Genomic DNA, 23185 nt, shown 5'->3' with positions numbered 1-23185 from the left:
GGATCGAGCCGAGCACGGCGTAGCAGTCGCGCACCGAATTCACGAGGACGCGGATGCCGACCAGGTCGTAGATCTCGTCGAACTCGCGACCGCGGACGACCATCTTCTGGTAGATCGAGTAGTACTGCTTCGGCCGGCCGACGACGCGACCGCGGATCCGCCCGGCCCGCAGGTCCTCGCTGATCAGGTCGATGACGTTCTGCACGAACTCCTCGCGCTGCGGCGTCCGCCGCTTCACCAGGCTCTCGATCTCGTTGTAGATCTTGGGGTAGAGCACCGCGAAGGACAGGTCCTCGAGCTCCCACTTGATCGCCTGGATGCCGAGGCGGTGCGCCAGCGGCGCGTAGATCTCGAGAGTCTCGGTGGCCTTGCGGGCGGCGGATTCGGCGGGGACGAAGCCCCAGGTCCGCGCGTTGTGGAGGCGGTCGGCGAGCTTGATGATCAGGACGCGGATGTCCTTCGACATCGCCACGATCATCTTGCGCACGGTCTCGGCCTGCGCGCTATCGCCGTACTTGACCTTGTCGAGCTTGGTGACGCCGTCGACGAGCATCGCGACCTCGTCGCCGAAGTCGGCGCGGAGCTCGTCGAGCTGGTAGTCGGTGTCCTCGACGGTGTCGTGCAGCAGCGCGGCGGCGATCGTCTTCGAGCCGATGCCGAGGTCGGCGAGGATCTGCGCGACAGCCAGCGGATGAGTGATGTAGGGCTCGCCGCTGCGGCGCTTCTGGTTCGCGTGCGCCCGCTCCGCGACCGAGTAAGCGCGCTCGATCAGCGCGATGTCGCTCTTGGGATGGTGCATCCGGACGGTGCGGACGAGGGTGTCGACAGCACCGGAGGGCTGCGCACGCGAGAAGATCCGCGGGACCAGTCTGCGCAGGGCAGCGGTCGAGGACGTCGTCGTCGTTTCCGTCACGCGAGGATCTCCATCGCCCCATTATCGCCCGTGCGGACGGTGCCGACGACCGTTCCGCCCGGGGCGGACGGCGCCGGCGTCAGCCGATGCGTCCGGGGCGCCCCTCGCCGTCGACCACGTCGCCGCCCGCCGCGGCCCAGGCGGTCATGCCGGCGTCGACGTTGGCGACCTCGTAGCCTGCGCCGTCGAGGGCCTGCGTCACCATCGCGGAGCGGACTCCGGAGTGGCAGACCACCAGGATCGCCGTGTCGGCCGGGAGCTCGTCCTGCCGGGCGCCGATCTCCCCCATCGGGATGTGGTGGGCGGAGGGAGCGTGCCCCGCCGCCCACTCGTGCGGCTCCCGGACGTCGAGCAGCCAGACCTCGTCGCGCTCGACGAGTCCGACGGCGTCGGCCGCCGTGACCTGTGCGTAGTCGGCCACGGCTCAGCCCTGCACCGCCGGCGCGGCCGGCGCCGTCGCCTTCGCCCGGGCCGACTCCACGCGCTTGTCGTGCTTGGAGATCTCGGGCTCCCGGCTGCGCAGCTGGGCGTACAGCGGCGCCGCGACGAAGATCGTCGAGTACGTGCCGACGATGATGCCGATCAGCAGGGCGAGCGAGATGTCGCGGAGCGTGCCCGCGCCGAGGACGAACGCACCGATCACGAGGATCGCGGCCACTGGGAGGGCGGCGACGATCGAGGTGTTGATGGAGCGCACGAGAGTCTGGTTCTCGGCCAGGTTCACCGTCTCGGAGAAGGTGCGGGTCGTGCTGCCGAGCGCCTCCACGGTGTTCTCGCGGATCTTGTCGAAGACCACGACCGTGTCGTAGAGCGAGTAGCCGAGGATCGTCAGCAGTCCGATCACCGCCGCCGGCGACACCTCGGTGCCGGTGATGCCGTAGACGCCCGCCACGATCACGAGGTCGTGCAGGAGCGCGACGATCGCCGCGAGCGACATCTTCCAGGTGCGGAAGTACGCCCACATGGCCAGGGCCGCGAGGACCACGAAGATCACCAGGCCGCGCAGGGCCTGCTGGGTCACGTCGTTGCCCCACGCCGCTCCGATGAAGGAGGAGGCGACCTGGTCGGTGGGCACGTCGTACGCCTCCGACAGGGCGTTCCGCACCGCGGTCGACTCGTCGGTCGAGAGCTGGCCGGTCTGCACGCGGATGGAGTCGTCGCCGACGATGGACACGCGCGGCACGGTCTCCGGAGCGACCGAGGTCACCGCGTCCGTCGCCGTCGCCTGCTCGAGGCTCGACGGCGAGGACACCGTGAACTGCGAGCCGCCGGTGAACTCGATGCCGAAGTTGAAGCCGCCGCGGGCGACCGTCCCGAGCAGCGTGATCAGGATCAGGGCGAGCGAGACGAGGTACCACGTGCGGCGCCGGCCGACGAAGTCGATCGATCGCGCACCGGTGTAGAGGTCGTTTCCGAACTGCGAGAAGCTGGCCATCACGCGTCCTTCCCGTTCGAGTCGTTGGAGTCGCGCAGGCCGGCCGCCTCGGCGGCCTTCCGCTCGGCGATGGTCTGGCGCTTGGCCGCCTCACGGGACGCGGAGGCGCGCTTGCCGGCGACCACCTGGTCCTGCGGACGGAAGGCGGCACGGCCGCGGTAGACGGCCCCGAGCGCCCGGGGATCCAGGCCCGAGGCCTTGTGCCCCTCGGCGAAGAACGGTCTCGTGGCCATCAGCTGCAGGATCGGGTGGGTGAACAGCGCCACCACGATCAGGTCGATGATCGTCGTGATCCCGAGGGTGAGCGCGAAGCCGCGGACACTGCCGACGGCGAGGAGGAAGAGGACCACCGCGGCGAGCAGGTTCACCATGTCGGACGCGAAGATCGTGCGCAGCGCGCGCCGCCAGCCGGACTCGACGGCGGACTCGAGGCCGCGTCCGTCGCGCAGCTCGTCGCGGATGCGCTCGAAGTACACGATGAACGAGTCGGCCGTGATGCCGATCGCGACGATGAGACCCGCGACTCCTGCGAGCGAGAGGCGCAGTCCCTCCCGCCAGGACAGCAGCGTGACGACGAGGTAGGTGACGATCGCCGCGACGAGCAGCGAGGCGATCGTGACGGCTCCGAGCACGCGGTACTGCGCGATGGAGTAGACGATGACGAGGATCAGGCCGATGAGGCCGGCGAGGAGGCCGCTGGCGAGCTGGGCGGAGCCGAGCGTCGCCGAGATGCTGTCCGAGCTCTGGACCTGGAAGCCGATGGGCAGAGCGCCGTACTTGAGCTGGTCGGCGAGCGTCTTCGACGACTCCTGGGTGAAGGAGCCCGAGATCTGCGCGTTGCCGTCGGTGATGGCGGCGTTCGTCGACGGGGCCGAGATGACCCGGCCGTCGAGGACGATCGCGAACTGGTTCTGCGCACCCTGCAGCGCCACGAGGCGCGAGGTCACGTCGCCGAAGGCCTGCGTGCCCTGGTCGTCGAACGAGAGGTTGACGGCCCAGGTGCCGGTGCTGGCGCCGGAGGAGGTCGTCATCAGGCCGTTCGAGGCGTCCGAGATGTCCTCGCCGGTGATCTCCACCGGGCCGAGGACGTACTTCACCGTCCCGCTGTCGTCGCAGGTGATGAGCGGCTGGTCGGCCGGGGCGAGGTTCGGGTCCTGGCCGTTGAGGAACGCGCAGTCGAACGAGGTGTACTGAGCCTCGAGCGCCGGCGTGAGGTAGGCGAGGTCGCTCGCGTTCGTCGGCGAGGCGGTCGGCTCCGTCGCGAGCGACGGATCGACGGGCGTCGGCGTGGGCGAGGACGTCGCGTCGCCGCCGACCGAGCTGTTGGTGGCCTGGCTCGCGACGAGGACCGGGCGGAAGTCGAGCTTCGCCGAGGCCTCGATGCGCTGGAGCGTCTCGTCGTCGGGCGTGCCCGGGATCGAGACGACGATGTTGCTCGAGCCCTGGGTCGTGATCTCGGCCTCGGAGACGCCGGACGCGTCGATGCGCTGGCGGATGATCGAGACGGCCTGGGTGAGCTGCTCCGACGAGACGGTGTCGCCGTCGTTCAGCTGCGGCTGCAGGACGATCTGCGTGCCGCCCTCGAGGTCGAGGGCGAGCTTCGGCGTCCAGGAGCCGCCGCCCCAGAGGACGGCCGCCGTGTTGAGTCCGACGAGAGCGAGGATCAGGACACCGAGCCAGCTCAGGGAGCGGCGGGCCTTCCGGACGGGGGTTGATGCGGCCACCCAGGGCTCAGCTTTCTCTTCGGTCGACGGTGATCGGCCCGGGGTCGCCCGGGCGTGGAGAAGGGCGGGCGGGCGCCGATGCGCCCGGCCCGCCCAGGAGACTACTGCGCGTCGGGGCGGCGGTCGCGCTCGACCGGGTCCACCAGCGGGTCGCGGTGCGCGGAGTCGCGCTCGCCGAACTCGGGCGAGCCGGTCGCGGTCAGCGGGTCGGCCTCGTCCTCGGTCTCGACGACGACGGCGTTCTCGCTCGGGTCGATGAGCCGGGCGATCGCCTGACGGTGGATGGTCAGCAGCGTGCCGGGGGTCGACTCGATGACGATCTTGTTCGCCTCGTCGTCGATCGACACGACGGTGCCGAAGAGGCCGGAGCCGGTCATCAGCTCCACCCCCGGCTGGAGGTTGTTCTTCATGCTCTCCGCGTCGCGCTGGCGCTTCTTGTTGTTGCGGAACATGAAGATGATCATCACGGCGAGCAGCAGGACGAGCAGGATGATCGTCGGATCCATGGGTGGGCCTTCCGGAGTGGATGGGCGATCCGCCGCGCGGCCTCAGGTCGAGGCGGAGCGGATCGAGCGGCCCGTCGGGCCTAGAGAATCATAGATCATCGGGGAACAGGGGCGGCTGAGCCGCCGTCCCCCGGGGGTCGATGCCGAAGTGGCGGTAGGCGGCGGGGGTCGCCACGCGGCCCCGCGGCGTCCGGGTCAGCAATCCGATCCGCACGAGGAACGGCTCGACGACGGCCTCGACCGTCTCCGCCTCCTCCCCCACCGACACGGCGAGGGTGTTCAGGCCGACCGGCCCGCCGTCGAAGCGGGTCAGCACGATCTCCATCACCGCGCGGTCGAGCCGGTCGAGTCCGAGCGCGTCGACGTCGTAGAGCTCCAGCGCCGCGCGGACGGCGGTCACGTCGGCCCGTCCGCCGTGGACCAGGGCGAAGTCCCGCACCCGCCGGAGCAGGCGGTTGGCGATGCGCGGGGTGCCTCGGCAGCGGCCGGCGATCTCGGCGATCGCGTCCGCGTCGATATCGAGCTCGAGCAGCCGTGCCGCCCGGGCGAGCACCTGCCGCAGCTCGTCCTCCGCGTAGAACTCGAGGTGCGCGGTGAAGCCGAAGCGGTCGCGGAGCGGATTGGGCAGCAGGCCGGAGCGGGTCGTGGCGCCGACGAGCGTGAACGGGGCGAGATCCAGCGGGACGGACGTCGCTCCCGCCCCCTTGCCGACCATGATGTCGATCCGGAAGTCCTCCATCGCGAGGTAGAGCATCTCCTCCGCGGAGCGCGCCATGCGGTGGATCTCGTCGATGAAGAGGATCTCGCCGGGCAGCAGCGAGGAGAGGACGGCGGCGAGGTCGCCCGCGTGCTGGATCGCGGGGCCGCTGGAGAGCCGCAGGGGCGAGGAGCTCTCCTCCGCCACGATCATCGCGAGGGTCGTCTTGCCGAGACCGGGCGGGCCCGCCAGCAGGATGTGGTCCGGGGTCCGGCCCTGCATGGCCGCGGCCTTGAGCAGCAGCTCGAGCTGGCCGCGCACCTTGCGCTGGCCGACGAACTCGCTGAGGTTCCTGGGCCGCAGGGCGCCCTCGAAGGCGACCTCGGCCTCCGATGCGACCTCGGCGCCCAGCACCTCGTCGCTCACGAGCGGGCCGCCGGACCGAGGCGGGCGAGGGCGAGCCGGAGCAGCGCCTGCACGTTCGCGGCGTCGGAGGCCTGCGCGTCGAGCAGGATCTCGTCGACCACGTCGGCCGCGGTGCGCTCGGGCCAGCCGAGGCCGACGAGCGCCGCGAGCACGTTCTGCGCGGCGGTGGCGGCGGGACCGGAGCCGCGGGCGGCGCGGGGACGGACGGTCACCTTGCCGGCGAGCGACAGGATGATCAGCTTGGCCGTCTTCGGGCCGATGCCGCTGACCTTCCGGAACACCCCGTCGTCCTCGTCGGCGACCGCCTGCGCGATCCGGTCCGGCTCGACCGCGCCGAGCACGCCGAGAGCGGACTTCGGGCCGACGCCGGTCACGCCGATCAGCAGCTCGAAGATCTCCAGTTGCTCCTCGTCGGGGAAGCCGTAGAGGGTGAGCGAGTCCTCGCGGACGACGAGCACGGTGCTGACCGTGGTCTCGTCGCCGACGCGCATCTCGAGCGCGTGCTGCGGGGTCACGTTCACCGCGTAGCCGACGCCGTGGACGTCGAGGACGGCGAGACTCCCGCGGGCGGAGAGGACGGTGCCGCGGAGGGAGGAGATCACCGCGCCAGTCTAGATGCTCGAACAGGCGTTCGACTCGCGGCCTCGGCGGCGCGCCACGCCCGCTGCGCTGCTGTGCCGCCCGCCGCTCCGTCGGCACCGGCTCCCGCCGACCCGGAGGAGGGCGCGAGAGGGGCCCGCCAGGCGTGGCAGACGGCCAGGGCGAGGGCGTCGGCCGCGTCGGCCGGCCGCGGCGGGGCGTCGAGCCGGAGGACGCGCTGGATCATCGCGGTGACCTGGCGCTTGTCCGCGGCTCCGTAGCCGGTGACGGCGGCCTTCACCTCGCTCGGCGTGTGCATCCCGACCGGGAGCCCGCGCCGGGCCGCCGCGACGAGGGCGACGCCGCTGATCTGCGCGATGCCCATCACGGTGCTGACGTTGTTCTGCGCGAAGACCCGCTCGATCGCGACGGCATCGGGGCGGTGCTCGTCGAGCAGCACCTCGAGCCCGTCGCCCAGGGCCAGCAGGCGGCGCTCCAGTGCGTCGTCGGGCGGTGTCCGGAGGACCGTCACGTGCACGAGGGTCGCGCGGCGGTCGCGCGAGACGTCGACGATGCCGACGCCGCAGCGGGTGAGCCCGGGGTCGATCCCGAGGACGCGCATCAGGCCGCCCTCCGGGATCGGGCCGGGCTCACCGCGTCACTCCTCGTTCTCGAGCTCGGCGCGCACCTCGGCCGTGATGTCGAGGTTGGTGTAGACGTTCTGCACGTCGTCCGAGTCCTCGAGCGCGTCGATCAGGCGGAAGACCTTGCGGGCCGTCTCGGCGTCGGCCTCGACCTGGAGGGAGGCGACGAACTCGATGTCGGCGGAGTCGTAGTCGATGCCCGCCTCCTGCAGGGCCGAGCGGGCCGGGACGAGCTCGCTCGGCTCGACGCGGACCTCGAAGCTCTCGCCGTGGTCGAGCACGTCGTCGACGCCGAAGTCGAGGACCGCGCCGAGCACGTCGTCCTCGGTGACGCTCTCTCCGTGGGGAACGGAGATGACGCCCTTGCGCGCGAAGTTGTAGGCGACGCTGCCCGGGTCGGCCATGGTGCCGCCGTTGCGGGTCATCGCTGTGCGGACGTCCGCCGCGGCGCGGTTCTTGTTGTCGGTGAGGCACTCGACGAGCAGGGCGATGCCGTTGGGGCCGTAGGCCTCGTACATGATCGTCGTGTAGTCGATGACCTCGCCGGTGAGGCCGGCACCGCGCTTGATCGCGCGGTCGATGTTGTCGTTCGGCACCGAGGTCTTCTTCGCCTTCTGCACGGCGTCGACGAGCGTCGGGTTGCCGGAGAGGTCGGCGCCGCCGATCTTGGCGGCCACCTCGATGTTCTTGATCAGCTTGGCGAAGGACTTCGCGCGGCGCGAGTCCTTGATCGCCTTCTGGTGCTTGGTCGTGGCCCACTTGGAATGCCCGGACACGGTGCTCCCTCGGAAATCTCGTTGCGTGCGGCCCCCGAGGGCGCCGCTGATGGCAGGGGCCAGTCTATTCGAGAGCCGGTCCGCGCCCGTCTCGGCCCGAGCACCGAGCCTCCCACACCCTCCTCGCCGGAGACGAGCCGCCCTCTCGGCGCGCCCCCGCACCGCCGAACGCACGATCCGCGTGCCAGCGGATCGCTGTAGGCGGACGCGACCCGCTCCACCCACCCAGCCACCCCCGGAAGCCGACCGCGGCGAGCCGGGCAGGGACCGGCTCACCACAAGCACAGCCGAACCAGTGATCCGCGTGCCAGCGGATCGCTGTAGGCGGACGCGACCCGCTCCACCCACCCAGCCACCCCCGGAAGCCGACCGCGGCGAGCCGGGCATGAACCGGCTCGCTATCTGATCAGCCGCGACAGCAGCCGGTCGGCGAGGATCCTGCCGTCGGTCTGGCAGGTGGGGCAGTACTGGAGCGTGGAGTCGTGGAAGACCACCTGCCGGATCGTGTCGCCGCAGACGGGGCACGCCTCTCCTGTGCGGCCGTGGACGCGCATGCCGAGCTTCTTCTCGCGCTTGAGGTCGGCCGCGTGCAGGCCCTCGGCGCGGGCGAGCGCCTCCTCGAGGGTGTAGCGGAGAGCCGCGTAGAGGCGGCCCAGCTCGTCGGCGGTGAGCGCGGCGGGCTTGAAGGGCGACATGCGCGCCACGTGGAGGATCTCGTCGGAGTAGGCGTTGCCGATGCCGGCGATGCGGGACTGGTCGCGGAGGACGCCCTTCACCTGCGCCCGGCCCGCCGTGGCGAGGATCGCGCCGAGGATCTCCTCGGTGAACTCCGGGTCCAGCGGATCGGGACCCAGCCGGGCGACGCCCGGGACGTCGAGCGGATCGGCGACGATCGAGAGCGCGAGGCTCTTCTTGGTGCCGGCCTCCGTCACGTCGAACCCCGACCCGTCGTCGAGGACGAGCCGCGCGGCGAGCGGGCCCCTGCCGGGCTTCGCCGGCGCCGTCGGCCGCTCGGGCCGCCACCGGACCCAGCCGGCGCGGGCGAGGTGCAGGAGGACGTGGGCCTCGCCGACCGCGATGTCGAGGAACTTGCCGTGCCGCGACACTCCGTGGACGGTCTCGCCGGACAGAGCCGACGGCGGGATGGCCACGGTCTTGAGGGCGGAGATCGCGAACACGTCGAGCCGCTCGAGGACGCGTCCGCCCAGGCGCGCGTCGAGATCGAGGGCGAGGGCCTGGACCTCGGGGAGTTCGGGCATGCGACCACCCTGGCCCGCGGGTCCCGCACCGTCCACCCCTGGCGGAGGGGACGGCAGCGGGTCAGTCGCCGAAGCGCGTCGCCGCGACCTTCCGCAGGAACAGCTCGTGGAACCGGTAGTCGCCGGTGATCTCGGGGTGGAACGCCGTCCCGAGGAGGTTGCCCTGCTCGACCGCGACCACCCGCCCGTCGGCGACGCTGGCGAGCGCGGTCGCCCGCTCCCCCAGCTCCTCCACGACCGGTGCGCGGATGAAGACCGCGTGCACAGGCGGATCGCCGATCGCCGGCACGTCGAGATCGGTCTCGAAGGAGTCGAGCTGGTTGCCGAACGCGTTCCTCCGGACCGACACGTCCAGGCCGCCGAAGCTGCTCTGGCCGTCGATGCGGTCGAGGACCCGGTCGGCGAGCATGATCAGCCCGGCGCAGGTCCCGTAGACGGGCATCCCCGCCCCGATCGCCTCGACGACCGGCTCCGCGAGGCCGAAGAGGCGCGACAGCTTGTCCATCACCGTGGACTCGCCGCCCGGGATGACCAGCCCCGCGACGGCGGCGAGCTCCTCCGGGCGGCGCACGAGCACCACCTCGGCGCCCAGCTCGCGCAGGACGTGCGCATGCTCGCGGAAGTCGCCCTGCAGCGCGAGGACGCCGACGCGGAGCCCCTCGAGGGACTCCCGCGTCGGTCCTGCGCCGGCGAGCGGCGCGTCGGCGCTACCAGCCACGCTCGGCGAGGCGGTGCGGCGCGGGCACGTCGGCCACGTTGATGCCGACCATCGCCTCGCCCAGGCCGCGCGAGGCCTCCGCGACGACCTTCGCGTCGTCGAAGAAGGTGGTCGCCTTCACGATCGCGGCCGCGCGCTTGGCGGGCTCGCCCGACTTGAAGACGCCGGAGCCGACGAACACGCCGTCGGCGCCCAGCTGCATCATCAGCGCCGCGTCGGCCGGGGTCGCGACCCCGCCGGCGGTGAAGAGGACGACGGGGAGCTTGCCGGTCCGGGCGATCTCGACGACCAGGTCGTAGGGGGCCTGCAGCTCCTTGGCGGCGACGTAGAGCTCGTCCTTGGTCATCGCCTTCAAGCGGTTGACCTCGCCGGAGATCGTGCGGATGTGCTTGGTCGCCTCGGAGACGTCGCCGGTGCCGGCCTCGCCCTTCGAGCGGATCATCGCTGCGCCCTCGGTGATGCGGCGCAGCGCCTCGCCCAGGTTGGTCGCTCCGCAGACGAAGGGGACGGTGAAGTTCCACTTGTCGATGTGGTTCACGTAGTCGGCGGGCGAGAGGACCTCGGACTCGTCGATGTAGTCGACGCCGAGCTCCTGCAGGATCTGCGCCTCGACGAAGTGGCCGATGCGCGCCTTCGCCATGACGGGGATCGACACGGCGGAGACGATGCCGTCGATCAGGTCGGGGTCGCTCATGCGCGCGACGCCGCCCTGCGAGCGGATGTCGGCGGGGACGCGCTCGAGCGCCATGACGGCGACCGCGCCGGCGTCCTCCGCGATGCGGGCCTGATCGGCGTCGACGACGTCCATGATGACGCCGCCCTTGAGCATCTCGGCGAGACCGCGCTTGACGCGGCTCGAGCCGAACTGCTCGGGAGCGGACGAGGACGGAGTGGTGGTGTCGGTCATGTTCGCGAGTCCTGTTCTGTGCGGCGACTTCCGCCGACGGCAGCTCCGAGTCTACGAGACGGCGCCTACCGCCCGCGGCGCTGGACAGGGGGCCGGGTGGCGGTCTAGAGGCTCGGCCAGGCCGCCGCGAGGCTCGCCCGCACGTCGCCGAGCAGCTGCGGGAGCGCCTTCGTGCGGGCGATGATCGGGAAGAAGTTCGCGTCGGTCGCCCAGCGCGGGACCACGTGCTGGTGCAGGTGCGCGGCGATCCCCGCTCCCGCGACCGCGCCCTGGTTCATCCCGAGGTTGAAGCCGTCGTTGTTCGAGACCGAGCGGACGACGCGCATCGCCGTCTGCGTGAGCGCTCCGATCTCGGCCACTTCCTCGGGAGTGGCCTCGTCGTAGAGCGGGATGTGCCGGTACGGGCAGACCAGGAGGTGTCCGGAGTTGTACGGGAAGAGGTTCAGCAGGACGTAGGCGTGCTCCCCGCGGGCGACGATGAGGGCCTCCTCGTCGCTCAGCGTCGGCGCCACGCAGAAGGGGCAGTCGTCGGCTCCGGGCTGCCCCTTCTGGATGTAGACCATCCGGTGCGGCGTCCACAGGCGCTGGAACTCGTCGGGAACCCCGGCGAGGTGCGCCGAGCCCTCCGCTCCCTCGGGCACGTGGCCGTCGCTCACGCTCAGACCTGCGCCTTCGAGGCGACGGCCTCGCGGATGCGCGCGACGGCGTCGGCGACCGGGATCCCGTTCTCCTGCGTGCCGTCGCGGAAGCGGAAGCTGACGGCTCCGGCGTCGCGGTCCTTCTCCCCCACGATCATCTGGAAGGGCACCTTCTGCAGCGTGGCGTTGCGGATCTTCTTCTGCATCCGGTCGCTGGAGTAGTCGATCTCGGCGCGGATGCCCGACCGCTTGAGCTCGCCGACGACCTCCTCGAGGTAGGGCAGGTACTCGTCGGCGATCGGGATGCCCACGACCTGTACGGGCGACAGCCAGACCGGGAACGCTCCGGCGTAGTGCTCGGTGAGGATCGCGAAGAAGCGCTCGATGGAGCCGAAGAGCGCGCGGTGGACCATCACGGGCCGCTTCTTCGAGCCGTCCGAGGCCGTGTACTCGAGCTCGAAGCGCTCGGGCTGGTTGAAGTCGAGCTGGATGGTCGACATCTGCCAGGTGCGGCCGATGGCGTCGCGCGCCTGCACCGAGATCTTCGGACCGTAGAACGCCGCTCCTCCCGGATCCGGCACCAGCTCGAGACCGGAGGCGACGGCGACCGCGCGCAGCGACTCGATCGCCTCCTCCCACTGCTCGGGCGCACCGACGAACTTCGGGTTGCCCTCCTCGTTCGTGGACAGCTCGAGGTAGAAGTCGTCGAGGCCGTAGTCGCGCAGCACCTGCAGCACGAACTCGAGGTTGCGGGTCAGCTCGGCCGACACGTCCTCCTGCGCGACGTAGATGTGGGCGTCGTCCTGGGTCAGGCCGCGCACACGCGTGAGGCCCTGCAGGGTGCCGCTCTTCTCGTAGCGGTACACGGTGCCGAACTCGGCCAGGCGCAGCGGGAGCTCGCGGTAGCTGCGGCCGCGCGAGCGGAAGATCAGGTTGTGGAACGGGCAGTTCATGGGCTTGAGGTAGTAGTCCTGGCCCTGGCGGGTGACGTTGCCGTCCTCGTCCTGCAGCTCGTCGAGGTGCATCGGGGGGAACATCCCCTCGGAGTACCACTGCAGGTGCCCGCTCGTGAGGAACAGGTCGCCCTTGGTGATGTGCGGCGTGTAGACGAGCTCGTAGTCGTGGGCGAGCAGCTGCTCGCGCATGTACTGCTCGATCTCGTAGCGGATGATCCCGCCCTTGGGGTGGAAGACCGCGAGGCCGGAGCCGATCTCGTCCGGGAAGGAGAACAGGTCGAGCTCGTGGCCGAGCTTGCGGTGGTCGCGGCGCGCCGCCTCCTCGAGGCGGGCCTGGTGCTCGCGCAGCTCGTCCTTCGTGGGCCACGCGGTGCCGTAGACGCGCTGCAGCTGCGGGTTCTTCTCCGAGCCGCGCCAGTAGGCGGCAGCGTTGCGGGTCAGGGCGTAGCCGTTGCCGATCATGCGGGTGTTGGGCAGATGCGGGCCGCGGCAGAGGTCCTTCCAGACCGTCTCGCCGGTACGCGGGTCGACGTTGTCGTAGATGGTGAGCTCGGCGCCGCCGACCTCGACGCTCTCGTCCTCGGCTCCCCCGCCCTTGATCCCGATCAGCTCGAGCTTGTAGGGCTCGCCGGCGAGTTCGGCGCGCGCCTCCTCCTCGGAGACGACGCGGCGCACGAACCGCTGGCCCTGGCGGACGATGCGGTCCATCGCCTTCTCGAGCGCCTTCATCGCCTCGGGCGTGAAGGGCTCCTCGACGTCGAAGTCGTAGTAGAAGCCGTCGGTGACGGGCGGGCCGATGCCCAGCTTCGCCTCCGGGTTGATCTGCTGCACCGCCTGCGCGAGCACGTGGGCCGCGGAGTGGCGGAGGATGTTCAGCCCGTCCGGCGAGGAGATGAGCACCGGCTCGATGCGGTCGCCCGGCACGACGTCGGCGGCGAGGTCCTTGAGCTCCCCGTTGACGCGGATCGCGACTACGGCCCGGTCGGTGAAGTGCGTGAATCCCGTGCCCGCCTCGGTGACGACCGAGTGGGACTCGTTCTCTGCGGGATTCGACGGTTCGTTCGACACGTGCGGGCACTCCTCGGGCTCGGTTGACCCCTCGACTGTAGTCGGCGGCGGCCTCTACCCGAGCGCGTCGCGCACTCGGGCGTCGAGCGCGCGCAGAGCGGAGGCGAGCTCGTCCCGGTCGGCGCCGGGGAGTACGAGCGAGGTGCGCTCGAGCTGGTGCAGGAGGACCTCCTCCAGGCCGGGCGGCAGGGAGTCCACGGCGAGCGCCCCCTCGAGTGCGGCGAGGACGGCGACGACGGCCACGGCGTCGCGTGCCGCGAGTCTGCGTGCGCTGATCTCCATGCGTCTCCGTCCGTGTCGTCCGACCCCGTCACCCTGCCGACAGGACGTGCCCCGGACACGGACGCGGGGGCGACCGGTGCGCAATCCGTCCAGGTGGCATCCTGGTCCGATGGGTGCCGGTCCTTCGCTGCAGCGCTTCACACGCTCCGGGGCCGACCTGGAGGAGGCGCGGCGCTTCTACTCGGACGGCTACGGCGGGTCGGGATTCCGGACGGAGACGGTCGAGCGGCCCTTCTCTTTCCGCTACGACGTCTCCGGGAGCGAGGGCGTGAGCCTGCGGACGTCGGTGTTCCGCGGCTCCGTGTCCGGGGGGCTGCGTCCGGAGGGCGAGTACGTCGTCTCGTGGTTCCTCTCCGGCACGAGCGTGGTGGACCCGGAGGGCGATCGGATCGTCCACCTGCCGGGGCGGCCGGTCGTCTTCCCCAGCGCGCGTCCGTTCGAGTTCGTCAGCCGCGACTTCCAGCAGCGGCTCGTGCACGTGGCCGCCGGCCTCCTCGAGCAGGTCTCGTCCGAGGCCGGCGACGGCGTGCCGCTGCCGCTCGTCTTCGACCACCGCTCGATCGCCTCCGCCTCGGCGCTGCCGGGCTGGTGGCGGGCGGTCGACGACTTCGCGGGCGTCCTGCGGTCGGGCCGCGAGGCGACCGCGCTGCAGCTCGTGGCGGCCGAGCGCGGTGTCGCTCTGCACCTGCTCGCGACCTTCGCGCACCGGCCGGTCGTCGTTCCGGCGCAGGTGCTGCGGCCGGGGCTCGAGCACCTGCTGCGGGCCGCCGAGTTCCTGCACGCGTTCGCCGCATCGCCCGTCACCGTGTCCGACATCGCGGCAGCGGCGGGGCTCACTCCGCGGGCGCTGCAGGCCGCGTTCCGGAGGCACTTCGGCGACACTCCGCTCGGCTACCTGCGCGGCGTGCGTCTCGACCGGGCGCGCGTCGAGCTCCGCGAGGGCGCTCCGGGCGAGGAGACCGTGCGCGCCGTCTCCGCGCGCTGGGGCTTCCTCAACCAGGGCCGTTTCTCGGGGGCGTACCACCGCCGCTTCGGCGAGTACCCGGTGGAGACCCTGCGCCGCTGACGCTCAGGTGCCGGGAGCGAGATCGCGGGCGTAGCAGACCGAGTGCTCGGACCCGATGTAGGCGCCGAACGGCGGGATGGCGTGGTAGCCCTCCCGGAGGTAGAACCGCATCGCGTCGGGCTGGAGCGTCCCGGTCTCCAGCACCAGGCGCGTCGTGCCCAGAGCGGCCGCCCGCGCCTCGAGCGCGCGAAGGACGGCCGTGGCCGCTCCGGTGCCGCGGGCGGCGCGGTCGGCGAACATCCGCTTCACCTCGATCGCCCCCGGTCCGAGGACGTCGTCGTCGAGAGGCCGCAGTCCGCCGCAGGCCACCGCCGCGCCGCTCGCGTCGCGGGCGACGAGGAAGACGGGCACGTCGTCGGCCGAGGGCGGCGTGCCGGGCTCGTGGTCGTCGTTGCCGTAGCGCTCGTCGAGCTCGCGCCGTTGCGCGTCGCGCAGACGCTCGGCGTCCGGGTGGGTCCACGCCACCTCGTCGATGGTCCAGCTCATGAGGGCTCCTCCCGGCCGCGCGGCGGGCACGGCCGAGGCCATTCTGCCGCGCTCGCCCCCCTCCGGCCGGCCCGGTGGCAATCCCTTCCGCGCCGGGCCGCAGCGGGCGTCGACTGGAGGCCCACCGACGAAAGGGCTCACCGTGCTCTCCGACTCCCCCATCGGCCCCGTTCTGCTCTCCCGCGACCTCGCCGCCTCCCGCGCCTTCTACGCCGGCTCCCTGGGACTGGAGGTCCTCGAGGAGAGCGAGTCGGCGATCGCCTACTCCTGCGGCGGCACGCGGCTCACCGTCACCGCCAGCAGCACGGGCTCGAAGGACGAGCAGACCAAGGCCGCCTGGCGGGTGGCAGACCTGCGCGCCGAGCTGGACGCGCTGGCGGCTCGGGGCGTGGCTCCGGAGGACTACGACAGCGACGAGCTGCGCACCGAGAACGGCGTGGCCGACCGCGGCAGCGTCTGGGCGGCCTGGATCCTCGATCCCGACGGGAACGCGCTCGCCATCGAGCAGCCGAAGAGCTGATCGGCGCCGCTCTAGACTCGCCCCATGCCCGACGACTCCGCTCCGCTGCCCGCGCCCGGGTGGTACCCGCACCCGGCCGACCTCGGCTCGGAGCTCTACTGGGACGGCACGGCGTGGACCGACCGGTCCCGCCCGTCCTCCTCGGAGCCCGCTCCCGCCTACGGCACGCCCCCGGGCGCTCCGGAGCAGGAGCTGTACGCCTATCCGTCCGCCCCGTCCTCCGCGGCGGGCCGCAACCCGATGGCGATCGCGAGCCTCGTGCTCGGCGTCCTGAGCCTGCTGATCAACCCGCTGCTGATCCCCTCGATCCTCGCCATCGTCTTCTCGGCGAAGGGCCGGGCGGCCGCACCGCTCGTCGGAGGCGGTCGCGGGCTCGCGACGGCCGGACTCGTCACCGGGATCCTCGGTCTGGTGTCGGGCGTCTTCACCATCGTCGGCAACCTCTCGGCCGGGGTCCCCGGCCTGGCCGGCTGACCGGGGTGCCGCGGCCCTCGACGCCCCGATGACCGCGCGCCGGAGCGCTCCCTGGCTCCTCGTCGTGGCGGTCGCCCTGGTCGCGCTGGTCCTGCGCGGTCCGATCGTCGCCGTCGCGCCCATCATCGACGCGGTGCGCGAGGACCTCGCGCTGTCCGCGGGCCAGGCGGGGATCCTCACCAGCATCCCCGTGCTCTGCTTCGCCCTGGCGACTCCGCTCGCCCTCCTGGTGATCCGCCGCGCGGGTCCCGACGCCGCCGTGACCGTCACGGTGATCGGCGTCGCGCTCGGCACGATCGTCCGCTCGATCGGCGACGTGGGACCGGCCGTGGCGGGCACGATCCTGATCGGCGTCTCCATCACGATCGGCAACGTCGTCCTCCCCGTCGTGATCCGGCGGGACGTCGCTCCCGAGCGCGTCGACCTCACGACGGGCGTCTACACCGCGGCCCTCAACATCGGCTCGACGATCACCTCGCTCGGCACCGCTCCGCTCGCTCTGGCGCTCGGCTGGCGCGGCGCCCTGCTCGTCTGGCTCGCCCTCAACGCCCTCGCTCTGGCCGGCTGGCTCGTGGCCGTGGGGCCTCGGGCGGCCCTGCGTCCGACTCCCCGCCAGGCCCGCGCCGACCGCGCACCGGCCGCACCGGCTCCGCGGATCTTCCGCAGCGCGACCGTGCTGGCGCTCGCGCTCTGCTTCTCGAGCCAGGCGTTCTCGTACTACGGAGTGACGGCGTGGCTCCCCTCGCTGCTCGTCGACCGCAACGGCTTCTCGATCGCGACCGCGGGCGCGAGCGCCTCGGTGTTCCAGCTCGCCGCGGTCGCCGGCGCCCTCGGCGTCCCGCTCCTGGTCCGCAGGCTCGGACCCCTGGGGAGCATCGTGCTCGTCGGCCTCCTCTGGTGCACGGTGCCGGCGGGGCTGCTGCTCGCCCCGCAGCTCTGGGCGCTCTGGTGCGTGCTGGGCGGCGCGGCCCAGGGCGGAGGATTCACGGTGGTCTTCGTGCTCGTCGTGCGGCTCTCCCGCTCCGACGCCCATGCGTCGCGGCTCTCGGCCACGGTGCAGGGGATCGGCTACGCCGTGGCCGCCACCGCCCCGACCGTCATCGGCTTCGCGCACGACGCGAGCGGCGGCTGGGAGGCTCCCCTGCTGACCGTCCTCGCCGCGACCTGCTCCTTCCTCCTCTTCGGCACCCTCGCCGCTGCGCGCCAGCGCCGGGCCTGACCCGCGACACGACCGGCCGCGCCGTCAAGGGGGCCGTCCGATGACTGTCGGCCCCGTAGCGTGTCCGCATGGCCGAGCAGAGCACGACCCGCGAGAAGACAGCGCCCGATCCCGACGATTCCCGGAAGCCCGACGACGTCACCGACATCACCAAGCGCTCCTGGTTCTACGTCCTCAAGAAGACGGCCCGCGAGTTCGGCGCGGACCAGTGCACCGACCTCGCCGCCGCGCTCACCTACTACGCGGTGCTCGCGCTCTTCCCCGCCCTGCTCGCGATCGTGTCGGTGCTGGGGCTCTTCGGCCAGGCGCAGGCCACCACCGATCTGGTCCTCGACCTGATCGGGAACCTCGCGTCGAGCGAGGTCGTCGACCTGCTGCGCGACCCGATCCAGGCGCTGACCAGCTCCTCCGCCGCGGGTCTCGCCTTCGTGACCGGTGTCGTCGGAGCGATCTGGTCCGCCTCCGGCTACGTCGGCGCCTTCGGCCGCGCGATGAACCGCGTCTACCAGATCGACGAGGGGCGCCCCTTCTGGAAGCTCCGCCCGACGATGCTCGGCGTGACCGTGGTGACGGTCGTCCTGATCGTGATCGCGGCGCTCATCCTCGTGCTCAGCGGACCGGTCGCGACCGCCGTCGGCGACGTCGTGGGCCTCGGCCCCGCCGCCCTCACCGTGTGGAACATCGCGAAATGGCCGGTGCTCGTGGTGATAGCGATCGTGATCGTCGCGATCCTGTACTACTGGGCGCCCAACATCCGCCAGCCGAAGTTCCGCTGGATCAGCATCGGATCGATCGTCGCCCTGGCGATCTGGCTGATCGCCTCGACCGGCTTCGCGTTCTACGTGGCCAACTTCTCCAACTACAACAAGACCTACGGCTCGCTCGGCGCGGTGATCGTCTTCCTCCTCTGGATCTGGATCACCAACATCGCCCTGCTCTTCGGCGCGGAGTTCGACGCCGAGCTCGAGCGCGGACGCGAGCTGCAGGCGGGCATCGAGGCGGAGGAGACCATCCAGCTCCCCCCGCGCGACACCGCCGCGAGCGACAAGAAGGCGGCCGTGCACGAGAAGGACGTCCGCGACGGACGCTGGCTGCGCCTGGCGAGCGAGAACCGCAGCGACGAGGGCGCGGCCCAGGACGACGAGGCCGCGAAGAAGAAGTGACTCAGGACTCGGACGACCAGAGCGCGCGGTAGTAGGCCGCGCGCTCGTCGTCCGGATCCGCTCCGTACTCCGCGAGGAGCAGCGGAGTGTGGCCGGGTCCGTAGTTCCAGCCGAGGCTGACCGCGGCGACCGCCAGATCCGCCCAGCGGTCGCCCACGCCCAGGTCGCCGACGTCGACCGTGCCGCTCCAGCGTCCGTCGTCGTCGACGAGCGTGTTCGGAGCGCACGCGTCGCCGTGCACCACGACGGGGTCCACGAGCTCCGGAGCCGAGCCGAGCGCCGACGGCCGGCGCGCGAACCAGGAGTCGCCGCGCAGCTCCTCGGGCACCGCGTCGACGGAAAGCGCGTGGACCGCCCGCAGGCCGGCCGCGATCGCACGGACGGCCTCCTCCGGGCGGGCTGTCCACTTCGGATCGACGGCGCTCCGCCCGGGCAGCGGTGCGGTGAGGAGCCACTGCCCCTCCTCGTCCTCGCCCGCCTCCAGGATCCGGGGCGCGTCGATCCGCCCCTCCAGCCAGCGCAGACGCGCGATCTCGCGGCGGAGGTCGACGCCCGTGGACCGGGGATTCCACTTCAGGTACCCGGCGTCCACGCGGAAGGTCAGCCCGTCGAGCTCGTTGCGCCAGACGAGCGCCGGATCGGTGCCGCCGTTCAGGCGCCTCGCCGGCGACGGGATCCGGACGCCCTCGAGCGAGGACTGCCGTGCGAGGTCCGGACCGCTCATGCCCCCAGGGTAGGCGCTTCGATCCTGAGAGGATCCGCATGCCGCGGACCGCGCCATCCGCCTCCTCAGAGCAACGCGCCCTTACCCTGACGGGCGTGCCGGAGCAGCCGCCCGGCGCGATCCGGTGACGAGGGAGCCCCCGTGACGCAGAGCGACGACGACCGCGGGCCCGTGCAGCCCGACTTCTCGAAGGAGCAGGAGGGCTACCGTCCCGGCCTCAAGCCCCGGCAGCTGCAGATGATCGCCATCGGCGGCGCGATCGGCACCGGCCTCTTCCTCGGCGCCGGCGGCCGACTCGCCACCGCCGGTCCCTCGCTCGTCGTCGTGTACGCGGTCTGCGGCGTCTTCGCCTACCTGATCCTCCGCGCGCTCGGCGAGCTGGTCCTGCACCGGCCGAGCTCGGGCTCCTTCATCTCCTACGCCCGCGAGTTCCTGGGCGAGAAGGCCGCCTTCGTCGCCGGCTGGATGTACTTCCTGAACTGGGCGATGACCGCGATCGCCGACGTCACCGCGGTGGCCCTCTACGTGAAGTACTGGTCGCTCTTCTCCTCCGTGCCCCAGTGGCTCCTCGCACTCATCGCCCTGGTCGTCGTGCTCTCGCTGAACCTCGTCTCGGTCAAGGTCTTCGGGGAGCTGGAGTTCTGGTTCGCGCTGATCAAGGTCACGGCGCTGGTGGTCTTCCTGGTGATCGGCGTCGTCGTGCTGGCCGCGGGCTGGCCGCTGCAGTCCGGCGGCGTCGCCGTGGACCCCGGGATCAGCCTCTGGAACGACAACGGCGGCATCCTGCCCGGCGGCCTGATCGCCAGCGTCCTGGTCGTCCAGGGCGTGGTGTTCGCCTACTCCGGAGTCGAGCTGGTCGGCACGGCGGCGGGCGAGACCGCGGAGCCGGCGAAGGTCATCCCGCGGGCGATCAACTCGGTCATCCTGCGCATCGCCGTCTTCTACGTCGGCTCGGTGCTGCTGCTGACGCTGCTGCTGCCCTACACGGCCTACTCGAAGGGCGAGAGCCCGTTCGTCACGTTCTTCAGCTCGCTGGGCGACGGCTCCTCGGGCGAGATCGCCGGATCGATCATGAACTTCGTCGTGCTGACGGCCGCGCTCTCCAGCATCAACGCCGGGCTCTACTCGACCGGCCGCATCCTCCGCTCCATGGCGCTCAACGGCTCCGCCCCCGCCTTCACCGGCCGCATGAACAAGCAGGGCGTCCCCTACGGCGGCATCCTGCTCACGGCGAGCATCACCCTGATCGGGATCGTGCTGAACCTCTTCGTGCCGTCCGAGGCCTTCGAGATCGTCCTCAACGTCTCGGCGCTGGGCATCGTCACGGGCTGGGGCATGATCGTCCTCTGCCAGATGCAGCTGCAGCGCTGGGCGGCCCAGGGGCGCCTGGAGCGCCCGTCCTTCCGGATGCCCGGCGCCCCGGTGACCTCGTGGCTCACCCTGGCGTTCCTGGTGATCGTGGTGGTCCTCATCGCCGTCGACTTCCCGACCGGCACCTGGACCGTGGGGATCGTCGCGGTGGTCGGCGTGCCCGCCCTGATCGTGGGCTGGCACGTCGCGAAGCCGCGCATCCTGGCGATCGCGTCCGCCCGTGACGGCTTCACCGGCGCCCACCCCGTGATCGCCGCCCGTCCGGCCTCCGAGGCCAAGCGCGACGGGAACGAGCGGCGCCGCGACTAGGGCGGGTCAGCGCCGGCGGAGGTAGCGCAGGAGCAGCGTGTCGCCGGCGCTGAGCACGTGCGCCAGGTGCTGCGGGCGCGGTCCGGGGACGTCGCCGCGGGCGAGCCTCCCGGAGTCCCCCGCCTCGAGCGTCGGAGCGACGGTCAGGCAGAGCTCGTCGACGGCGTCCGCGGCGAGGAGGGTCCCGAGCAGCGACGGACCGCCCTCGCAGTGGATCCTGCCGAGCCCCCGCTCCGCGAGCTGCGCCCGCATCCGCGTCGCGTCGAGCTCTGCGTCGCCGCAGACGAGCACGTCGGCGACCTCGGCGAGCTCCGCGCGGCGGCGGGCCGGCGAGGAGCCGGTGGTCACGACGATCGGGCGCACCGGCGCCTCGGTGAAGATCCGCGAGGCGGGATCGAGGTCGAGCGACCCCGAGACGATCGCGAAGACGGGCTGCGGGGCGCGCCCGGTGCCGAGCCGCGCCCGCACGGACTCGTCGCTCAGCACCATCGGACCGTAGCCCTCGGTCCGCACCGTGCCGGCCGCGACGAGCACGACGTCGGCGAGCCGACGGAGCAGGTCGAACACGCGCAGGTCCGCCGCTCCCCCGAGATCGCCCGAGACGCCGTCGCGGGTGACCGCTCCGTCGACGCTCGCGACGAAGTTGACCCGGAGCCACTGCTCGCCGGCCCCGTCCGCGTAGAGGGCCAGCAGAGCCTCGTCGGACAGGTCCTGCACGGCCGGCGACAGGCCGTCGATGCGGGCGCTCACGCCGCCGGCTCCACGTTGTGGCGGAGGAAGACGGGCGCCCGCCAGCCGAGCACCGCCTCCGTCATCCGCACGGCGTCCACCGCCTGGCGCACGTCGTGCATGCGCACGATCCGCGCACCGTTCAGGATGCAGATCACCGCGGCGGCGAGGGAGCCCTCGAGGCGCTCCCCCTGCGGCCGGTCCAGCGCCTCGCCGATGAAGTCTTTGTTGGAGACCGCGGCGAGCACCGGGAAGCCGAGCGCGGCCACCTCGCCCAGCCGGCGGGTGAGCTCGAGCGTGTGCAGGGTGTTCTTGTTCAGGTCATGGCCCGGATCGACGATGATCCTCCCGGCAGGCACTCCACCCGAGAGCGCGCGATCGACCCGGCTCCGCAGGTGGTCGACCACCGCCGCCACGACGTCGTCGTACTCGGGTCTCTCCGGCTCGCTGCGGGGAGCGCCCACGCTGTGGGTGATGACGAGCTGAGCGGAGGAGGAGGCGACGACCTCGAGCATCCGGGGGTCGTGCAGCCCGCTCGTGTCGTTGATGACGGAGGCGCCCACGGCGATGCTCGCGCGCGCGACCTCGGCGCTCGTCGTGTCCACCGAGACGACGACGTCGCTCCGCTCCGCGATGCCCGCCACGACGGGGACGACCCGGTCGAGCTCCTCCTGGAGCGTGACGGCGGGGCCGCGGCCGAACGGCACTCCGCCGATGTCGACCCAGTCGGCGCCGAGCTCCGCGGCGCGCACGGCGGCCGCGATGGCGCTGTCCAGGGCGAAAGTGGAGCCCTTGTCGTAGAAGGAGTCGGGAGTGCGGTTCACGACCGCCATCACGGCCACCTGCCGCTCGAAGTCGAACTCTCGTCCGCCGATGTGCCGCGTGGTCATGGGCGCGTCCCTCCCGCTCGGAGCGCCGGGAGAAGGCCGGCGCCGCTCACCCTAGACGAGCGGAGTCGGCGGAGGCTGGAGCGGGCCGCCCTCGAGCAGCGCCTGGAAGAGGACGTGGTCCTGCCACTCCCCGGCGATCCGCAGGTATCGCCGCGCGACGCCGATCCGCTCGAAGCCGTTGCGCTGCAGCACGGTCTGCGATCCGACGTTGTGGAGGAGCGTCCCGGCCTGCACGCGGTGCAGCCCCAGATCCTCCCGCGCGGTGCGCAGGACGGCTCCGACCGCGCGGGTCATCACGCCGCGGCCCTGCAGACCGCTGTCGAGCCAGTAGCCGAGATCGCCGCTGTCGAAGGCGCCGCGGACGATGTTCGCGAGAGTCAGCCGACCGACGATCACGCCGCCCGCGTCGAGGACGAGCGGGAGGACGCTGCCGGCCCGATGCGCGGCGAGCGCGTCCGCGACGGCGTCGGTCTGGCCCCCCGCCTCGAAGAAGCGGGTCGAGCGCGTCGGCTCCCAGGGCGCGAGGTGCCGGCGGTTGCGCCGGTACGCGGCGGCGAGGGCAGGTCCGTCGTCCCGCGAGACGAGCCGCAGGAGGGTGCCCTGGTCGTCGACGGGGATCGGGGCGGGCATCCTGCGAGGGTAGCGCCGGAGCCGGGAACGACAGAACCCCCGGCCAGGGGCCGGGGGTTCTCGTGGTGGGCGATAC

At 71.9% G+C, this 23185-nt stretch carries 26 protein-coding genes; 6 read left to right on the top strand and 20 right to left on the bottom strand.

Annotation, left to right across the window (positions count from 1 at the left end; genetic code table 11):
* From C5C27_RS10025 to C5C27_RS09955, 15 genes are all read right to left on the bottom strand, one after another.
* The coding region (locus tag C5C27_RS10025; RefSeq protein WP_146079651.1) for an HD domain-containing protein at positions 1-913 on the bottom strand (913 nt) is incomplete at its 3' end.
* Between the two features lie 79 nt (positions 914-992).
* Positions 993-1334, bottom strand: a complete 342-nt coding sequence (locus C5C27_RS10020; protein ID WP_104239052.1) for a rhodanese-like domain-containing protein — start codon at positions 1332-1334, stop codon at positions 993-995.
* 3 nt (positions 1335-1337) lie between these two features.
* Positions 1338-2348, bottom strand: coding sequence for a protein translocase subunit SecF (gene secF, locus C5C27_RS10015; RefSeq protein WP_104233316.1), 1011 nt, complete (start codon positions 2346-2348; stop codon positions 1338-1340).
* Positions 2348-4072 carry a protein translocase subunit SecD gene (gene secD, locus C5C27_RS10010; protein WP_104246772.1) on the bottom strand — a complete coding sequence of 575 codons (1725 nt, stop codon included), beginning with the start codon at positions 4070-4072 and terminating at the stop codon, positions 2348-2350. The genes secF and secD overlap by 1 nt, the downstream gene beginning before the upstream one ends.
* Positions 4073-4173: 101 nt before the next feature.
* Complete coding sequence (gene yajC / locus C5C27_RS10005) at positions 4174-4578, bottom strand: preprotein translocase subunit YajC (protein WP_104233318.1); 405 nt, start codon at positions 4576-4578, stop codon at positions 4174-4176.
* Positions 4579-4666: 88 nt separating this feature from the next.
* A complete protein-coding gene (gene ruvB, locus C5C27_RS10000; RefSeq protein ID WP_104224769.1) occupies positions 4667-5701 on the bottom strand; it encodes a Holliday junction branch migration DNA helicase RuvB in 1035 nt (344 codons plus the stop codon).
* A complete protein-coding gene (ruvA, locus tag C5C27_RS09995; RefSeq protein WP_104225337.1) occupies positions 5698-6303 on the bottom strand; it encodes a Holliday junction branch migration protein RuvA in 606 nt (201 codons plus the stop codon). Before ruvA ends, ruvB begins: the two co-directional genes overlap by 4 nt.
* Positions 6300-6902 (bottom strand): crossover junction endodeoxyribonuclease RuvC, encoded by a 603-nt coding sequence (gene ruvC, locus C5C27_RS09990; RefSeq protein WP_104314288.1) that lies wholly within the window; start codon positions 6900-6902, stop codon positions 6300-6302. The genes ruvA and ruvC overlap by 4 nt, the downstream gene beginning before the upstream one ends.
* A 36-nt stretch (positions 6903-6938) precedes the next feature.
* A complete protein-coding gene (locus C5C27_RS09985; protein WP_104224772.1) occupies positions 6939-7700 on the bottom strand; it encodes a YebC/PmpR family DNA-binding transcriptional regulator in 762 nt (253 codons plus the stop codon).
* Positions 7701-8098: 398 nt separating this feature from the next.
* Positions 8099-8959, bottom strand: coding sequence for an Fpg/Nei family DNA glycosylase (locus C5C27_RS09980; RefSeq protein WP_104314287.1), 861 nt, complete (start codon positions 8957-8959; stop codon positions 8099-8101).
* A 61-nt stretch (positions 8960-9020) separates the two neighbouring features.
* Positions 9021-9593: a pyridoxal 5'-phosphate synthase glutaminase subunit PdxT gene (gene pdxT / locus C5C27_RS09975; RefSeq protein ID WP_374953051.1), complete on the bottom strand. Its 573-nt coding sequence runs from the start codon at positions 9591-9593 to the stop codon at positions 9021-9023.
* A gap of 73 nt (positions 9594-9666) precedes the next feature.
* Positions 9667-10584 (bottom strand): pyridoxal 5'-phosphate synthase lyase subunit PdxS, encoded by a 918-nt coding sequence (pdxS, locus tag C5C27_RS09970; RefSeq protein ID WP_104224629.1) that lies wholly within the window; start codon positions 10582-10584, stop codon positions 9667-9669.
* Between the two features lie 104 nt (positions 10585-10688).
* Positions 10689-11240, bottom strand: coding sequence for an HIT domain-containing protein (locus tag C5C27_RS09965; RefSeq protein WP_258062641.1), 552 nt, complete (start codon positions 11238-11240; stop codon positions 10689-10691).
* A 2-nt stretch (positions 11241-11242) separates the two neighbouring features.
* On the bottom strand, positions 11243-13144 hold the full coding sequence (thrS, locus tag C5C27_RS09960) for a threonine--tRNA ligase (protein WP_258062650.1): 1902 nt from the start codon (positions 13142-13144) through the stop codon (positions 11243-11245).
* Between the two features lie 156 nt (positions 13145-13300).
* Positions 13301-13528: a hypothetical protein gene (locus C5C27_RS09955; RefSeq protein WP_104239460.1), complete on the bottom strand. Its 228-nt coding sequence runs from the start codon at positions 13526-13528 to the stop codon at positions 13301-13303.
* A gap of 109 nt (positions 13529-13637) precedes the next feature.
* Between C5C27_RS09955 and C5C27_RS09950 the strand changes: the two genes are divergently transcribed.
* Positions 13638-14594 (top strand): AraC family transcriptional regulator, encoded by a 957-nt coding sequence (locus C5C27_RS09950; RefSeq protein WP_219812493.1) that lies wholly within the window; start codon positions 13638-13640, stop codon positions 14592-14594.
* A gap of 3 nt (positions 14595-14597) precedes the next feature.
* Here the strand turns inward: C5C27_RS09950 and C5C27_RS09945 are convergent, their stop codons facing one another.
* Positions 14598-15080: a GNAT family N-acetyltransferase gene (locus C5C27_RS09945; protein WP_104314285.1), complete on the bottom strand. Its 483-nt coding sequence runs from the start codon at positions 15078-15080 to the stop codon at positions 14598-14600.
* Between the two features lie 142 nt (positions 15081-15222).
* Here C5C27_RS09945 and C5C27_RS09940 point away from each other — a divergent pair, with 142 nt between their 5' ends.
* The 4 genes from C5C27_RS09940 to C5C27_RS09925 all read left to right on the top strand — a co-directional run bounded on the left by C5C27_RS09940 (position 15223) and on the right by C5C27_RS09925 (position 18456).
* The gene (locus C5C27_RS09940) at positions 15223-15600 is read left to right on the top strand and encodes a VOC family protein (protein ID WP_181133496.1); all 378 of its coding nucleotides are present in this window, start codon (positions 15223-15225) and stop codon (positions 15598-15600) included.
* A gap of 24 nt (positions 15601-15624) precedes the next feature.
* A complete protein-coding gene (locus tag C5C27_RS09935) occupies positions 15625-16074 on the top strand; it encodes a DUF4190 domain-containing protein (protein WP_104314284.1) in 450 nt (149 codons plus the stop codon).
* 28 nt (positions 16075-16102) lie between these two features.
* Entirely contained in the window at positions 16103-17293 is a 1191-nt protein-coding gene (locus tag C5C27_RS09930) for a CynX/NimT family MFS transporter (RefSeq protein WP_104314283.1), read from the top strand.
* Positions 17294-17361: 68 nt separating this feature from the next.
* Positions 17362-18456 (top strand): YihY/virulence factor BrkB family protein, encoded by a 1095-nt coding sequence (locus C5C27_RS09925; RefSeq protein ID WP_104239455.1) that lies wholly within the window; start codon positions 17362-17364, stop codon positions 18454-18456.
* A gap of 1 nt (position 18457) precedes the next feature.
* Here the strand turns inward: C5C27_RS09925 and C5C27_RS09920 are convergent, their stop codons facing one another.
* Entirely contained in the window at positions 18458-19180 is a 723-nt protein-coding gene (locus C5C27_RS09920; RefSeq protein ID WP_181133495.1) for an aminoglycoside 3'-phosphotransferase, read from the bottom strand.
* 141 nt (positions 19181-19321) lie between these two features.
* On the opposite strand from C5C27_RS09920, the gene C5C27_RS09915 reads away from it, so the two are divergent.
* Complete coding sequence (locus C5C27_RS09915) at positions 19322-20860, top strand: amino acid permease (RefSeq protein ID WP_258066589.1); 1539 nt, start codon at positions 19322-19324, stop codon at positions 20858-20860.
* A gap of 6 nt (positions 20861-20866) precedes the next feature.
* Here the strand turns inward: C5C27_RS09915 and C5C27_RS09910 are convergent, their stop codons facing one another.
* The 3 genes from C5C27_RS09910 to C5C27_RS09900 are packed head-to-tail and all read right to left on the bottom strand — an operon-like array spanning position 20867 to position 23109.
* A complete protein-coding gene (locus tag C5C27_RS09910; RefSeq protein ID WP_104239453.1) occupies positions 20867-21610 on the bottom strand; it encodes a pyrimidine reductase family protein in 744 nt (247 codons plus the stop codon).
* Positions 21607-22479 carry a dihydropteroate synthase gene (gene folP, locus C5C27_RS09905; protein ID WP_104314281.1) on the bottom strand — a complete coding sequence of 291 codons (873 nt, stop codon included), beginning with the start codon at positions 22477-22479 and terminating at the stop codon, positions 21607-21609. The genes C5C27_RS09910 and folP overlap by 4 nt, the downstream gene beginning before the upstream one ends.
* Before the next feature lie 51 nt (positions 22480-22530).
* Positions 22531-23109 (bottom strand): GNAT family N-acetyltransferase, encoded by a 579-nt coding sequence (locus C5C27_RS09900; protein ID WP_104225349.1) that lies wholly within the window; start codon positions 23107-23109, stop codon positions 22531-22533.
* Positions 23110-23185: the final 76 nt, after the last annotated feature.

It is taken from the genome of Rathayibacter sp. AY2B7 (assembly GCF_002931635.1).
Classification (GTDB): domain Bacteria; phylum Actinomycetota; class Actinomycetes; order Actinomycetales; family Microbacteriaceae; genus Rathayibacter.
This window is presented reverse-complemented; position numbering and strand designations above follow the sequence as displayed.

Coding starts and splice junctions, on each gene's coding strand:
- C5C27_RS09945 (WP_104314285.1), bottom strand. CDS start 15,080: ATGAGCTGGACCATCGACGAGGTGGCGTGGACCCACCCGGACGCCGAG.
- C5C27_RS09935 (WP_104314284.1), top strand. CDS start 15,625: ATGCCCGACGACTCCGCTCCGCTGCCCGCGCCCGGGTGGTACCCGCAC.
- C5C27_RS09900 (WP_104225349.1), bottom strand. CDS start 23,109: ATGCCCGCCCCGATCCCCGTCGACGACCAGGGCACCCTCCTGCGGCTC.
- C5C27_RS09930 (WP_104314283.1), top strand. CDS start 16,103: ATGACCGCGCGCCGGAGCGCTCCCTGGCTCCTCGTCGTGGCGGTCGCC.
- pdxS (WP_104224629.1), bottom strand. CDS start 10,584: ATGACCGACACCACCACTCCGTCCTCGTCCGCTCCCGAGCAGTTCGGC.
- secF (WP_104233316.1), bottom strand. CDS start 2,348: ATGGCCAGCTTCTCGCAGTTCGGAAACGACCTCTACACCGGTGCGCGA.
- C5C27_RS09920 (WP_181133495.1), bottom strand. CDS start 19,180: ATGAGCGGTCCGGACCTCGCACGGCAGTCCTCGCTCGAGGGCGTCCGG.
- C5C27_RS09925 (WP_104239455.1), top strand. CDS start 17,362: ATGGCCGAGCAGAGCACGACCCGCGAGAAGACAGCGCCCGATCCCGAC.
- folP (WP_104314281.1), bottom strand. CDS start 22,479: ATGACCACGCGGCACATCGGCGGACGAGAGTTCGACTTCGAGCGGCAG.
- C5C27_RS09980 (WP_104314287.1), bottom strand. CDS start 8,959: ATGCCCGAACTCCCCGAGGTCCAGGCCCTCGCCCTCGATCTCGACGCG.
- C5C27_RS09955 (WP_104239460.1), bottom strand. CDS start 13,528: ATGGAGATCAGCGCACGCAGACTCGCGGCACGCGACGCCGTGGCCGTC.
- C5C27_RS09950 (WP_219812493.1), top strand. CDS start 13,638: ATGGGTGCCGGTCCTTCGCTGCAGCGCTTCACACGCTCCGGGGCCGAC.
- ruvC (WP_104314288.1), bottom strand. CDS start 6,902: ATGCGCGTCCTCGGGATCGACCCCGGGCTCACCCGCTGCGGCGTCGGC.
- yajC (WP_104233318.1), bottom strand. CDS start 4,578: ATGGATCCGACGATCATCCTGCTCGTCCTGCTGCTCGCCGTGATGATC.